The organism is Yoonia sp. SWMV100 (assembly GCF_056108365.1).
This window is the reverse complement of sequence record NZ_JBWBAQ010000002.1, coordinates 566,453-580,592: the sequence shown is the minus strand read 5'-3', so window position 1 is coordinate 580,592 and position 14,140 is coordinate 566,453. Positions and strand designations below refer to the sequence as shown.

Here is a 14,140-nt window from a genome sequence, read left to right as displayed (position 1 = left end):
TGTTACACCGACGGCGGTGGTACAAGCCGCGCCAGAAGCGAACTTTGGGTGATTTTGCCGATGTGTTCGCCGTTTTCCGTGACCTGCATCGCGGTGGTTTCGATTTGCGCGATGATGTCGTTGACGGGGGTTTCGACATCTATCGACGGGCCGTCACAGTCGCCCGCAATCATCACATCCCGTGCGGTCAGTACCCCAAGCGGGTTCATGTGGGCGACGAATTCCGCGACATAGGCGTTGACGGGATTGGTGAAAATATCGCGCGGCGTCCCGCATTGGACAATACGCCCGCCTTCCATAATCGCGATCCGGTTCCCGATCTTAAAGGCTTCGTCTAGATCATGACTGACGAAAATGATGGTCCGGTTGCGCTTGGCCTGGAGGTCAAGCAGCTCGTCCTGTAATTTGGTGCGGATCAACGGGTCAAGCGCGGAAAACGGCTCGTCCATCAGAAGGATCGGCGCATCTGTGGTAAAGGCGCGGGCAAGCCCCACGCGCTGCTGCATGCCGCCGGACAGTTCACCAACCAAAGCATCGGCCCGGTCTGCAAGCCCGACAAGCGCAAGTTCTTCCGCGACACGCGCTTTGCGCGCCGTTTTATCCATGCCTGCCAGTTCCAGCCCCAGCCCGACGTTGTCACGCACGGTTCGCCATGGAAGCAACCCAAACTGTTGGAAAACCATGGCAACGTCATGCAGCCGCAGATCGCGTAACGTCTTTTTGTCGGCGTTTGTCACCGATGTCATGCCTGCGGCCGTTTTGATGCGCACGTCCCCGCGGACCACCGGATTCAGCCCGTTCACCGCACGCAGCAAGGTGGATTTGCCTGACCCGGACAGCCCCATCAGGACAAGAATTTCGCCCTCTTCCACGGTTAAGGAACAGTTGTGGACACCCAAAATTTGATCGGTTGCGGCGCGTATTTCTGCGCGCTCTTTCCCGGCGTCCATCATTTTTAACGCACTGGCTGGCTTGCTGCCGAAGACAATGGAGACGTTATCAAACTCTACAGCGCTCATTTGTTCACCCTCAGCATACGGTCCAGCATGATCGCAACGGCCACAATCACAAAACCAGATTCAAAGCCAAGGCCGGGATCATTGCGTCCCAGCGCCTGCACCACAGGTTTTCCCAGCCCGTTCGCCCCGACATAGGCCGAGATCACAACCATCGACAGCGACAGCATGATCACTTGGTTCAACCCCGCCATAATTTGGGGAAAGGCATAGGGCAGTTCAACTTTCCAAAGCCGTTGCGCGGGCGTGGCGCCAAACGATTCGGCGGCCTCCAGCAACGGGGTCGGGGTATTCGAGACCCCCAGATACGTCAGCCGGATCGGCGCGGGCAGCACAAAAATGACAGTCGCGAACAAGCCCGGAACCATGCCCAAGCCAAAGAAAACGATCGCGGGGATCAAGTAGACGAAGGCGGGCAGGGTTTGCATCAGGTCCAGCACCGGGCTGAACGATTGATAGGTGCGCGGGCGATGCGCAAAAAAGATACCCAAAGGCACACCCAAACCCATGCACACCACGCATGATGACAACACCAGCGCAAGGCTGTCGGTGGTTTCTTCCCAGTATCCCTGGTTCACAACAAACAGAAGGCACAGCAGCACCAGCAGGCAAACCTTCCATGACCTTTGCAATGCCCACGTCAGGCCGATAAACAATGCGATCACGACAAATTCTGGGGGTGTTTGCAAGCACCAGACAATACCATCGATCATCCAATCCAGCCCATCACTGAGCGTGTCAAAGAATGAACGCCCGTTCGTTTTAAGCCAATCAACGCCGATTTCCGCCCAATCCCCGACGGGGATTTTGTGCTCGGTTAGCCAGTTCATGTGTGTCCCTTCCCGCGTGCAAAAAAGGGGGCCAGCAGGTGGCCCCCTTTTCTGGTATTATTCAGCCAAGGCTGCCGTGACTGCCGCGACAGCGTCGCCGCCGTCTTTGGTGGTCACACCATCAAGCCACGGTGTCCAGGCGTCGGTATTTGCTACCAGCCACGCTTTGGCTGCATCTTCTGGATCGACGTTATCATTCAGGATTGCACCCATGATTTCGTTTTCCATTTCCAAAGAAAACGCAAGGTTTTCCAAAAGCTTGCCAGTATTCGGGCATTCCGTGACGTACCCCGCGCGGGTGTTGGTCGCGACGATGGCGCCACCCAGATCGGGGCCAAAGTAATCATCACCACCGGGCAGGTAAGTCATGTCGTAATTGGCATTCATTGGGTGAGGTTCCCAACCCAAAAATACAATCGGCTCGCCACGATCATCTGCGCGTTCGACCTGTGCCAGCATGCCCTGCTCAGAGCTTTCAACAACTTCGAAACCGGTCAATCCAAACGCATCCGCCTCGATCATATCCATGATCAGACGGTTGCCGTCGTTCCCGGCTTCGATGCCATAGATGTTGCCTTCAAGCGCGTCCTTGGCAGAAGCGATGGATGCAAAGTCGGTGATGCCCGCAGCCACGCCAGCGGCATTTGTGGCCAGCGTGTATTTTGCGCCTTCAAGGTTGGTGCGCACTGTGTCGACAGTACCGGCTTCGCGGTAGCTGGCGATGTCACCTTCCATTGTCGGCATCCAGTTGCCCAAGAAAACGTCGATGTCACCTTCAGCCATTGATGCATAGGTCACCGGCACTGACAGGATGTCAGTTGATGTCTCATAGCCCAACGCCTCTAGCACGATCGAGGTCGCCGCAGTGGTCGCGGTGATGTCGGTCCAGCCCACATCGGAAAAACGCACACTATCACAATCAGCAAGGGCAGGCATCGCTGCACAGATTGCCAGAACAGACAGGGTCGATTTAAGTTTCATTTTTGGTAGCTCCCAGTTTTGGTTCTTTTTTCTTGATTGACGAGTCAATAAAGAACGATCTAGTCTGCTTTGGCAACCTCACAGTGAGAAATTGATGCCAAAGCTTGGGATGGAACCTATCCGTCGTGCCGCGCTTGTGAAAGCGACTATTGACGAAATTGGCGCCACTGGGACGCTGGACGTGACGGTCAGCAAGATCGCCAAGCGCGCTGGCATGTCGTCTGCGCTTGCGCATCACTACTTTGGTGGCAAAGACCAGATTTTTCTAGCTGCCATGCGCCATACGATGACCGTTTACGGTGCAGAGGTTCGCGGCGCCCTGACGATGGCGACCGATCCAACGTCCCGGTTGCAAGCGATTATCCGCGCGGGTTTCACCACCACAAACTTCCGGCGCGAGGTGATCGCGGCATGGCTCAATTTTTATGTGCTCGCCCAATCCAGCGCCGAGGCACAGCGCCTGCTGACAATCTATCAGCGTCGCCTGCATAGCAATCTCGTCTATAATCTGCGCCCGCTGATTGGCGACCGGGCAGATCCCGCAGCAGAACGAATCGCGGGGCTGATCGATGGCTTGTACCTGCGCCGCGGCCTTGCCCGCCAGAATGACACAGGCATGGAGGCTGCAAATCACGTGCTGATCCAGCTTGATGCCGAACTGAAGGGCTTGACATGACCCAACCTAATTTTTTGATCATTATGGTCGATCAGCTTAATGGAACCTTGTTCCCGGACGGTCCAGCCGATTGGCTCCATGCCCCCAACCTCAAGGCGCTCGCGGCACGTTCAACGCGGTTTGCGAACAGCTATACGGCATCGCCACTCTGCGCGCCGGCGCGTGCGGCGTTTATGTCTGGGCAGCTGCCCAGCCGGAATGGCGTGTATGACAATGCCGCCGAATTCACGTCCAGTATTCCAACCTATGCCCACCACTTGCGCCGCGCGGGATACCAGACCTGTTTGTCAGGCAAGATGCATTTTGTTGGCCCCGATCAGTTGCACGGGTTCGAAGAACGCCTGACCACTGATATCTATCCCGCCGATTTTGGCTGGACCCCCGATTACCGCAAGCCGGGCGAACGGATCGATTGGTGGTATCACAACATGGGCAGTGTAACGGGTGCAGGTGTCGCCGAGATTACCAACCAGATGGAATATGATGACGAGGTCGCCTATAATGCGATCCGTAAAATCTATGACCTGTCGCGTGGCCACGACCCGCGGCCTTGGTGCCTGACTGTCAGCTTTACACATCCACACGACCCGTATGTCGCGCGGAAAAAATATTGGGACATGTATAACGACTGTGCGCATCTGGATCCCGATGTGCCGGAAATTCCCTACGACGATCTCGATCCGCACTCGAAACGGCTTTACGATTCAATGGATGCCGCCAAGTTTGATATCACGCCCGACCAAATCCGCCGGGCGCGTCAGGCGTATTTTGCCAATATCAGCTACCTCGACGATAAAATCGGGGAAATTCTGCAAACCCTGACCGATGCGCGCCAAGAGGCCACAATCCTGTTTGTGTCCGACCATGGCGATATGTTGGGTGACCGGGGCATGTGGTTCAAAATGTCATTCTTTGACGGGTCGGCACGCGTGCCATTGATGGTCGCAAGCCCCGATATGACACCGGGCCTGATCGATACGCCGGTCAGCACCATCGACGTGACACCAACCCTGTGCGATTTGGCGGGTGTCGACATGTCCGAAGTTATGCCATGGACGATGGGCGAAAGCCTTGTCCAATTGGGGCAGGGCGGGGAACGCACGACGCCGGTCGCAATGGAATACGCTGCCGAAGGCAGCAATGCACCGCTGGTGTGTCTGCGCGACGGAAAATGGAAATACACCCGCTGCGCGCTTGACCCGGATCAGTTATTCGACCTGGAAACCGACCCGCAAGAGCTTACAAATCTGGCCGAAGTCGCCGCCCATCAAGCCACGCGCGCCCACCTCAAAGCCAAATCAGAGGCGCGTTGGGATTTGGCCAAGTTTGATGCCGATGTGCGCCATTCACAAGCCTGTCGCTGGGTCGTCTACGAGGCGCTGCGCAACGGCAACTACTATCCATGGGACTACCAGCCGCTGCAAAAAGCGTCCGAGCGCTATATGCGCAACCACATGGACCTCAATATCCTCGAGGAAAGCCAACGCTTCCCGCGTGGTGAATAATCCCTCGCTTTGTCTGAAATACTCCCGCCGGAGGCGCCAACAATGAATACACAACCCAAAGCCAGCCATTTTATTGATGGTCATTATGTCGAAGACACCGCTGGTGAGGTGATCAATGTGATTTACCCTTACACAGGCAAGGTCATCGCGACGCTTCATGCCGCCACCCCGGCGATCATTGATCAGGCGCTTGCCGCGGCCAAGCGCGCCCAAAAAGTCTGGGCGGGCTGGACTGCGACCGAACGCGGTCGCGTGTTGCGCCGCGCCGCAGATATCATGCGCGACCGCAATCACGAACTGTCGGTCTTGGAAACCTATGACACCGGCAAGCCCTATCAGGAAACCTCGGTTGCGGACGCGACATCAGGGGCAGATGCGCTGGAATACTTCGGCGGTCTGGCCGCCAGCATCACGGGTGAACATATCCAACTTGGCGATGACTTTGTTTATACGCGCCGCGAACCTTTGGGCGTCTGCGTCGGCATTGGTGCATGGAATTACCCGACACAAATCGCCTGTTGGAAGGCCGCGCCAGCGCTGGCTTGCGGCAATGCGATGGTCTTTAAACCTTCAGAGATAACCCCGCTTTGCGCGTTGAAAGTCGCGGAAATTCTGGTCGAAGCTGGTGCGCCTGCTGGCATCTATAACGTCGTTCAAGGTTACGGCGCTGTCGGCGCCGCGTTAATTACCGACCCCTGCGTCGATAAGGTGTCGCTGACCGGTTCAGTGCCGACAGGGCGCAAGGTTTATGCCGCCGCCGCCGAAGGCATGCGCCACGTGACGATGGAGCTGGGCGGCAAATCGCCCATGGTGGTTTTTGATGATGCCAATCTGGAAAACGCCGTATCGGGCGCGATACTCGGTAACTTTTATTCCACAGGCCAAGTGTGTTCGAACGGCACGCGGGTGTTCGTGCAAAAGGGGATCAAGGACGCCTTTCTCAAACGGCTGACCGAACGGCTTGCGGGGATCAAAATGGGTGATCCGCAAGACCCTGACGTGAACTTTGGCCCGATGGTATCGGAACGTCAGCGCGACATCGTTGCCGGGTTCATCACCACGGGTATCGCCGAGGGCGCGACGTTGGTCGCGGGCGGTCAATGCGTCGACGGCGATGGTTTCTTTATCGAGGCGACTGTCTTTGCTGATGTGACCGACGATATGACAATCGCACGCGACGAAATCTTTGGCCCGGTTATGGCCGTGCTGGATTTCGACACCGAAGAAGAGGCATTGACCCGCGCCAACGCGACAGAGTTTGGATTGGCTGCCGGTGTCTTTACCGCTGACCTGACGCGCGCACATCGCATGGCCGCCGGGTTCGAGGCGGGCACATGTTACATCAATACCTATAACCTTGCCCCGGTAGAGGCCCCCTTTGGCGGGTCAAAAATGTCGGGCGTGGGGCGTGAAAACTCTAAGGCTGCGATTGAACATTACAGCCAGATCAAGGGCGTTTATGTCGCGATGGGCGACGTGGAGGCCCCGTTCTGATGCAAGCTGATTATGTGATCGTCGGCGCAGGTTCGGCTGGATGCGCCATGGCTTACCGCTTGGCAGAGGCGGGGAAACAGGTTCTGATCATCGAACATGGCGGGTCCGATCGTGGGCCTTTCATCCAGATGCCTGCCGCGCTGTCTTATCCCATGAACATGAAGATGTACGATTGGGGACTGAAAACCGAACCTGAACCGCATTTAGGTGGGCGTACACTGGTGACGCCGCGCGGCAAAGTGATTGGCGGGTCGTCGTCGATCAACGGAATGATCTATGTGCGCGGGCATGCCCACGATTTCGACCACTGGGCCGATAACGGCGCGCAGGGATGGTCGTATGCGGATGTTTTACCATATTTCAAGCGGATGGAGCATTGGCACGATGGCGGTCATGGCGGCGACGCGGCATGGCGCGGCACAGACGGCCCGCTGCACATCACCCGTGGCCCGCGCAAAAACCCTCTCACCCGCGCCTTTGTTGCGGCAGGCGAACAGGCCGGATACCCTGTAACGGGTGACTATAACGGTGAACAGCAAGAAGGCTTTGGCCCCTTCGACGCGACGATTTACAAAGGTTACCGTTGGTCGGCGGCGTCTGCTTATTTACGCCCGGCGCTTAAGCGGCCCAACTGCACGATTACGCGTGCCTTTGCGCGCAAGATTGTCATCGAAAACGGGCGTGCTGTCGGCGTCGAGGTCAGCCGCGGCAAAAAGATCGAGGTGATCAAGGCGAATGTCGAAGTGATCATCGCGGCCTCTTCGTTGAATTCGCCCAAACTTTTGATGCTGTCAGGCGTTGGCCCTGCTGCACATCTGGCCGAACACGGTATTGACGTGATCGTGGACCGGCCGGGCGTCGGGCAAAACCTGCAAGACCATCTTGAACTTTATATCCAGCAGGCCGCGACCAAACCGGTTTCGCTGTTTGCCTATTGGAACTTGCGCGGCAAGGCCAAGATCGGCTTGGAATGGCTGCTATGGAAAACCGGACTGGGCAGTTCGAACCAGTTTGAAAGCGCCGGTTTCATTCGGTCCGACAAAGGCGTGAAATATCCCGATATCCAGTTCCACTTTTTGCCGATCGCGGTCAGCTATGATGGCAAGGTTGCCCCTGAAGGCCACGGGTTTCAGGCGCATGTCGGTCCGATGCGGTCAAAATCGCGTGGCCAGGTGACCCTGCGGTCCAGCGACCCGAACGACAACCCGAAAATCGAATTCAACTATATGTCTGATCCGTCCGACTGGGAGGATTTTCGCAAGTGTATCCGCCTCACCCGAGAAATTTTTGCACAGCCGGCGTTTGACGACTATCGCGGGCACGAAATTCAGCCCGGTGATGCCGCGCAAAGTGACGCTGCGCTGGATGATTTTATCCGTGATCACGCCGAAAGCGCCTATCATCCGTGCGGCACATGCAAAATGGGCGCAGTCGATGATCCGATGGCCGTCGTTGATCCCCAAGCGCGCGTCATTGGTGTACAGGGGCTGCGCGTTGCGGATAGTTCTATTTTTCCGCGGATTACCAACGGTAACTTGAATGCGCCGTCGATTATGGTGGGCGAAAAAGTGGCGGACTATGTGTTGAAACGCAATCCGTTGCCTGCGGCCAATGATGCGCCTTGGATAAACCCGCATTGGGAAACATCACAGCGTTAACCTTTATTAACATCGGCCCTTGAGGGGGGCGGTGCTAAGATTTAGTTAACCGGTATGCTCCGGTTTTGGTCCTTTTTGATATGCGCACTGATGGTGTCACCCGGCTGGGCGGCGCCGGATGGTCGATTGCATGTGATTGACGCGGACACCTTTGACATTGGTGGCGTGCGGGTGCGGCTGTTCGGGGTGGATGCACCGGAAATGGGGCAACCTTGCGCGGCGAACGGGCAGGAATGGGATTGCGGCGCGTGGGCGCGTGACGCGGTTGTGGCAACCTACGAAGGGCGGCGGGCAGAATGTACAGCCGTTGATGTGGATCGATATGATCGGGTGGTTGCCCGCTGCGTCGTTGACGGCCAAGACATCGGTGCGGCACTGGTCAACGCCGGGATCGCGTGGGCCTACCGCCAGTATTCAAATGACTATGATCTGGATGAAAAGGCCGCTGCCATCACCGGGCGCGGGCTTTGGGGGTTTCAATCACAGCGCCCTGCCGCATACCGCGCTGAAACTGTCGCAAATCAGAACGCGCCTACGGGTGACTGCGTGATCAAAGGCAATATTTCGGACAGCGGTCGGATCTATCACATGCCGGGCAATCAAAATTACGACAGGACGGGGATTAATACCGCCCAAAGTGAACGTTGGTTCTGCACAACGGCCGAGGCAGAGGCGGCAGGCTGGCGGGCCGCGCGTCGCTAGTTTGTTGATCCCGATCAAAGCGGGTGCGCGCGGATGACCCTATGGTGTCATCAAGATGACATCAGGAGGACAATACAATGTCAAATACCCCACATGAACTGCTTGAAGAATTTCCAGATCAGCACGACGCGATCCACAAACTGAAAACGACAGACGCGCATTTTGCCAAGCTGGCTGACGCGTACCACGTGGTTAACGGCGCGATTCACCGGGCGGAAACGGACGTAGAGCCGACAGACGACCTGCACATGGGCCAAATGCGCAAACAGCGGTTGGTACTAAAGGACGAAATCGCAGGTATGCTCTCCAAAGCGGTTTAAGCGGGATCGGCGGGGGCTTCCGGGTCTTCGCCGTCTTCGACGACCGCCTGGAACTTTTCAAAGAACTGGTCGGCCATCTTGCGGGCAAAGCCACCAATGATGCGGCTGCCCAATTGCGCGAGTTTCCCACCGACTTTTGCATCGACGTTATAGGTCAGCTCGGTCCCGTTCGCGACCTGCGCCAACGCGACGTCTGCCCGCCCCTTGGCAAACCCTGCGACACCACCTTTGCCCTCACCAACAATCGTATAACTGTTTGGGGCGTCGACGTTTTCCAATGTGACAACGCCCTGAAACGTTGCCGATACCGGGCCAACCTTTTGCTTTACAACGGCGGCGAACCCTTCTTGGGGTGATCCTGTTAATTCCTGACAGCCGGGAATGCAGACTTGAAGTGTCTCGGCGTTATTGAGGTGCGCCCAAACGGTGGCGATGTCTGCCGCGATCACCCGCGTCCCTGTCAATTCCATGATGTCGTCCTTTATGGTGTTTGGCACGATGGGCCAAAATTAATCCAGTTGATAGGGCAGCACTCCGCGCGTATCCGGGTCAACCCGCAATTGTCGCTCTAATGGTGGCACAGACCGCTGATGGCATTGGCGGCGTTCGCAAATGCGACACGAAATCCCGATCGGGGCATACGCGTCCGACGACCCGATATCAAGGTGATCGGCGTAAACCAGCGCTGCTGCATGGCGTACCTCGCAGCCCAACCCGATCGCATAGCGCCGGGTGGGCGCGTTATAGGCGCCGCCCGATTTACTGACGTCACGCGCAAGGCAGAAATATCGTTCTCCGTCGGGTGTTTCCGCCAACTGCCGCAGGAATTGCCCCGGCAATTCAAACGCCTGATGTACATTCCAAAGCGGGCAGGCCCCACCGTATCGCGCGAATTGTAACGAGGTCGCTGAATGGCGTTTTGTGATCGTCCCAGCTTGGTCTACACGTACGAAAAAGAACGGTATGCCCTTTTCGCCCGGCCTTTGCAGCGTGGATAGACGATGCGCCACCTGCTCTAAAGACGCGCCAAACCGTGTTGCAAGGATTTCAAGATCGTGCCGCGACGCCTGTGCCGCCGCAAGAAACGCGCCATAGGGCATCAAAGCCGCCCCGGCGAAATAATTCGCCAGTCCAAGCTTTGCAATACTACGTGCTTCGGGTGATTGAAAACGCGCCAAATCCAGCGTCGCCTCGAGCAAGGGGCCTTGGGTAATCAGGGCCAATTGCAGCAATAACTGAAAGCTTTGGGTGGCGTGCTGCGCATCACGTGAGATCGTGAGCGTTTTTGTGGTCGGGTCGAATTGGCGTAATTTGACGCTGTCGGCGAAGACCACCTTGATATCATGATCAGCCAATGCGCGGACAACCGCATCGTTTACGGTTTCCCCCGGCTTCCGCTGCCCCGCGATACGTTCAGCGCTGCGATCAACAGCATCGATATAGTTGTCGCAATAATGGAAGAAATCGCGCACCTCTTCCCACGGGCTGGGGCGCAGGCGCGTATCTTCGCGGCCTAACGCCTCGTCAAGTGACGCCAAGCGTTCGTGGGTTTGTCGATAGGCCGCATGAAGGTCAAGAAACGCGCGGGCAAGGGCGGGCGCGTTCGCAGCAACCAGCCGCAGATCGGGCAGCGCGGGCGTGGGGCCCGTCAGGACAGGATCAGCCAAGGCTTCGCGCAGGTCGCTGACAATGCGCGCTTCGTCGCCTGACTGCAATTCGGTGACGTCAAACCCGAATTCCTGCGCAAGGCCCATGACCACCCCGGTCGACACGGGCCGGTTATTGTTTTCCATTTGGTTCAGATAAGGCAGCGATACCCCCAGCTTATCCGCAAACGCCTTTTGTGTCAGCGACAGCCGCCCCCGCAATTCGCGCAGTTTCGCACCCGCGTATAGTTTCTGGATAGCCATCTGCGCCCTTTGCAACTTTGCTAAGTTAACTTAGCGACTGCAAATATTTGGTCAAGTAACGCGCCGTTCGCGGCTGACGACAAACAGGACCGACAGCAAGGCCAGAACGGATGTTGCCAGCATCAAGAGCTGCAGTGGCATTGTGCCGGTTTCAACGGTCAGCATACCACCCGCCAGTTGCGACAGCACCGCGCCGCCACCGATCATGATCGCGCCACCCAAGCCGCTGGCGGTGCCTGCCAGATGCGGGCGCACCGAAATTGATCCGGCCATCACATTGGGAAGAACAATACCGTTCCCCAGCCCGAGAAAGATGCAAAACCCGAAGAAGTTGAGCGGGTGAACCACGCCAGCCAAAGTGAGGGCCACAGAACAGCCCAAGCCGAAAATCGTGATGCTTGTCCCGACGATCGCCATCCTATTTATACCGACCTGTACCGAAAACCGTCCCGAAATATAGTTACCGACTGCGTAGCCAATGGCGGGTGCGCCAAGGGCGATCCCGCTCCACAATGGCGATAGGCCAAAAATTTTGCTGCCGACAAAAGATGCCCCGCCCAGCAATGCAAAAAACGCACCAGACGAGAAGGCGCTGCACAAAGAATACCCCCAAAAACGCGGTGATCGCAGCAATTCGGGGTAGCCTTTGATTTGGTCGGCAAAGCTGACGCCGCCCTTTTTGACGGTTTCGCCAAGGTCAAAATAGGTCAGCAAAAGGGTCGCAAATCCAGCCAGTGCCATAAAAGCAAAAGTCGCATGCCAATCGAACAATTCATCAAGCGCGCCGCCGATCATTGGTCCGACCATCGGGACCAGGGCTGTGCCCATGGTGACATAGCCCATCATTGACGCGGCTTCGGCTTGTGAAACGATGTCACGCACGATCGCCCGGCTCAGCGCCATGGTCGTGGCGACTGCTGCTTGCAAAATGCGAAAGAACAAAAACACCTCGACGGATTTCGCCATCATCGCGCCAAGCGACGCCAGCGCAAAAATCCCCAACGCGCCCATGATCATCATGCGCCGCCCGTAGCGGTCAGAGATCGGGCCGATAAAGATTTGCAGCACGGCTGTCGTCGCCAGGTACCCTGACAACGCAATCTGCATGATCGCGTAGTCGGTGTTGAAATAGCTGGTCATTTTTGCCAGCGACGGCAGGAAAATCGACATGCTGAGCGCGGACATACCGGTGATCAAGACCAAAGTCAGGATATGCGGTGGGGTGCTGCGATCAAGAAATTGAATGTTGGGGCGCTGTTCCATCGTCAGGAAGTAGGCTGCAATGTGGCGGTTGTCTATTCGTGTATCAAAATAATTTCTGTCCGGCTTATTTGCATATTTGCAAATATTGATTTTAGCAAATAGCGGTATTTGCAAATATTCGCCTTCGTGCTTCGCGTTTAGGAGGGTTCGCTGTATCACCGATGAAACACTAGATCTCGGGGAGCGATTGAATGGATGTTTTGCAGGAGCTTGAGAGCCGACGTGATTTTGCGCGCCAAGGTGGTGGTGCGCGTCGGGTCGCTGCACAGCATGCGAAAGGAAAGCTGACCGCGCGCGAACGTATCGACTTGTTGCTCGACGAGGGATCGTTCGAAGAATTTGACATGTTTGTCGCCCACCGTTGTACTGATTTCGGAATGGAAGCTGACCGACCGGCCGGTGACGGTGTCGTGACCGGATGGGGTACGATCAACGGCCGCATGGTTTATGTCTTCAGCCAGGACTTCACCGTGTTCGGCGGATCGCTGTCCGAGACCCACGCCCAGAAAATTTGCAAGATCATGGACATGGCCATGCAAAATGGCGCGCCGGTTATCGGGATAAACGACTCGGGTGGGGCGCGTATCCAAGAAGGCGTTGCGTCACTCGCGGGTTACGCCGAAGTATTCCAGCGCAATATCATGGCATCGGGCGTGGTGCCGCAAATCAGCCTCATTATGGGCCCTTGTGCAGGTGGCGCGGTTTATTCCCCTGCGATGACCGACTTTATTTTTATGGTCAAAGACAGCAGCTATATGTTCGTCACCGGCCCTGATGTCGTGAAGACCGTAACCAACGAAGTTGTCACGGCCGAGGAACTGGGGGGCGCATCCACCCATACCAAAAAATCTTCGGTTGCGGATGGCGCTTTTGAAAACGATATCGAGGCCTTGGCCGAAGCACGTCGTTTGTTCGACTTTCTGCCGCTCAACAACCGTCAAAAACCCCCTGTGCGTCCGTTCTTTGATGACGTCACCCGGATCGAAGACAGCCTTGATACGCTGATCCCCGACAATCCGAACGCGCCATACGATATGAAAGAGCTTATTCATAAACTGGCGGACGAGGGCGATTTTTATGAAATTCAGGCCGATTTTGCAAAAAATATCCTGACCGGGTTTATCCGCCTCGAAGGGTCGACCGTTGGGGTTGTTGCCAATCAGCCGATGGTGCTGGCGGGCTGTCTTGATATAGACAGCTCTCGTAAGGCGGCGCGGTTTGTGCGGTTTTGTGATGCATTTGAAATTCCGATCCTGACCTTGGTCGATGTCCCCGGTTTCTTGCCCGGCACCAGCCAGGAATATGGCGGCGTTATCAAACATGGTGCCAAACTGCTGTTCGCCTATGGCGAAGCGACCGTTCCCAAAGTGACAGTGATTACCCGCAAGGCCTATGGTGGCGCATATGACGTGATGGCGTCCAAACATTTGCGCGGTGATTTCAATTATGCGTGGCCCACTGCCGAGATTGCGGTGATGGGTGCCAAAGGTGCGACCGAGATCATTCATCGTGGCAAATCGCCCGAAGAAATCGCCGAGCGCACCAAAGAATATGAAGCCCGGTTCGCCAACCCCTTTGTCGCTGCCGAAAAAGGGTTCATCGACGAGGTGATCATGCCGCACTCTACGCGCAAACGGATTTGTCGGGCGTTCGCATCCCTGCGCGGCAAGCAGTTGCAAAACCCGTGGAAGAAACACGACAACATTCCTTTGTAATAGAGGTTTCGGGCGCGTTTGCGCTGGCTGCTGGCTGCGCCGCGTGATTTATCGCGGTCCAGCAGATCAC

13 protein-coding genes are annotated in these 14,140 nt (G+C 56.6%); 7 read left to right on the top strand and 6 right to left on the bottom strand.

Translation table 11 applies throughout. The features are described 5' to 3' along the window. Positions 1–2: 2 nt before the first annotated feature. From choV to choX, 3 genes are read right to left on the bottom strand one after another with little or no spacing between them, the layout of a single operon-like run. Complete coding sequence (gene choV / locus ACXJGX_RS02980; RefSeq protein WP_474778647.1) at positions 3–1,019, bottom strand: choline ABC transporter ATP-binding protein; 1,017 nt, start codon at positions 1,017–1,019, stop codon at positions 3–5. Continuing rightward, a complete protein-coding gene (gene choW / locus ACXJGX_RS02975; protein WP_474778646.1) occupies positions 1,016–1,846 on the bottom strand; it encodes a choline ABC transporter permease subunit in 831 nt (276 codons plus the stop codon). The genes choV and choW overlap by 4 nt, the downstream gene beginning before the upstream one ends. A 57-nt stretch (positions 1,847–1,903) precedes the next feature. Continuing rightward, on the bottom strand, positions 1,904–2,827 hold the full coding sequence (choX, locus tag ACXJGX_RS02970; RefSeq protein ID WP_474778645.1) for a choline ABC transporter substrate-binding protein: 924 nt from the start codon (positions 2,825–2,827) through the stop codon (positions 1,904–1,906). Between the two features lie 94 nt (positions 2,828–2,921). Here choX and betI point away from each other — a divergent pair, with 94 nt between their 5' ends. The 6 genes from betI to ACXJGX_RS02940 all read left to right on the top strand — a co-directional run bounded on the left by betI (position 2,922) and on the right by ACXJGX_RS02940 (position 9,182). Further along, positions 2,922–3,503, top strand: a complete 582-nt coding sequence (betI, locus tag ACXJGX_RS02965) for a choline-binding transcriptional repressor BetI (RefSeq protein ID WP_474778644.1) — start codon at positions 2,922–2,924, stop codon at positions 3,501–3,503. After that, positions 3,500–5,008 carry a choline-sulfatase gene (gene betC / locus ACXJGX_RS02960; protein ID WP_474778643.1) on the top strand — a complete coding sequence of 503 codons (1,509 nt, stop codon included), beginning with the start codon at positions 3,500–3,502 and terminating at the stop codon, positions 5,006–5,008. Before betI ends, betC begins: the two co-directional genes overlap by 4 nt. 42 nt (positions 5,009–5,050) lie before the next feature. After that, the gene (gene betB, locus ACXJGX_RS02955) at positions 5,051–6,502 is read left to right on the top strand and encodes a betaine-aldehyde dehydrogenase (protein ID WP_474778642.1); all 1,452 of its coding nucleotides are present in this window, start codon (positions 5,051–5,053) and stop codon (positions 6,500–6,502) included. Continuing rightward, complete coding sequence (gene betA, locus ACXJGX_RS02950) at positions 6,502–8,160, top strand: choline dehydrogenase (protein WP_474778641.1); 1,659 nt, start codon at positions 6,502–6,504, stop codon at positions 8,158–8,160. Before betB ends, betA begins: the two co-directional genes overlap by 1 nt. A 90-nt stretch (positions 8,161–8,250) precedes the next feature. After that, a complete protein-coding gene (locus tag ACXJGX_RS02945; RefSeq protein ID WP_474778640.1) occupies positions 8,251–8,862 on the top strand; it encodes a thermonuclease family protein in 612 nt (203 codons plus the stop codon). Positions 8,863–8,939: 77 nt separating this feature from the next. Then, a complete protein-coding gene (locus ACXJGX_RS02940) occupies positions 8,940–9,182 on the top strand; it encodes an HP1242/YdcH family protein (RefSeq protein WP_474778639.1) in 243 nt (80 codons plus the stop codon). On the opposite strand, the gene ACXJGX_RS02935 is transcribed toward ACXJGX_RS02940, so the two are convergent. Genes ACXJGX_RS02935 through ACXJGX_RS02925 form a run of 3 tightly spaced genes read right to left on the bottom strand, consistent with a single transcriptional unit; the run spans position 9,179 to position 12,355 of the window. After that, a complete protein-coding gene (locus ACXJGX_RS02935; RefSeq protein ID WP_474778638.1) occupies positions 9,179–9,652 on the bottom strand; it encodes a CoxG family protein in 474 nt (157 codons plus the stop codon). The two genes, ACXJGX_RS02940 and ACXJGX_RS02935, sit on opposite strands and share 4 nt — an antisense overlap. A gap of 39 nt (positions 9,653–9,691) precedes the next feature. Then, positions 9,692–11,092: a helix-turn-helix domain-containing protein gene (locus ACXJGX_RS02930; RefSeq protein ID WP_474778637.1), complete on the bottom strand. Its 1,401-nt coding sequence runs from the start codon at positions 11,090–11,092 to the stop codon at positions 9,692–9,694. A 51-nt stretch (positions 11,093–11,143) separates the two neighbouring features. Further along, a complete protein-coding gene (locus tag ACXJGX_RS02925; RefSeq protein WP_474778636.1) occupies positions 11,144–12,355 on the bottom strand; it encodes a multidrug effflux MFS transporter in 1,212 nt (403 codons plus the stop codon). 191 nt (positions 12,356–12,546) lie between these two features. On the opposite strand from ACXJGX_RS02925, the gene ACXJGX_RS02920 reads away from it, so the two are divergent. Then, positions 12,547–14,070, top strand: a complete 1,524-nt coding sequence (locus ACXJGX_RS02920; RefSeq protein ID WP_474778635.1) for an acyl-CoA carboxylase subunit beta — start codon at positions 12,547–12,549, stop codon at positions 14,068–14,070. The last annotated feature ends 70 nt before the right edge of the window (positions 14,071–14,140 follow it).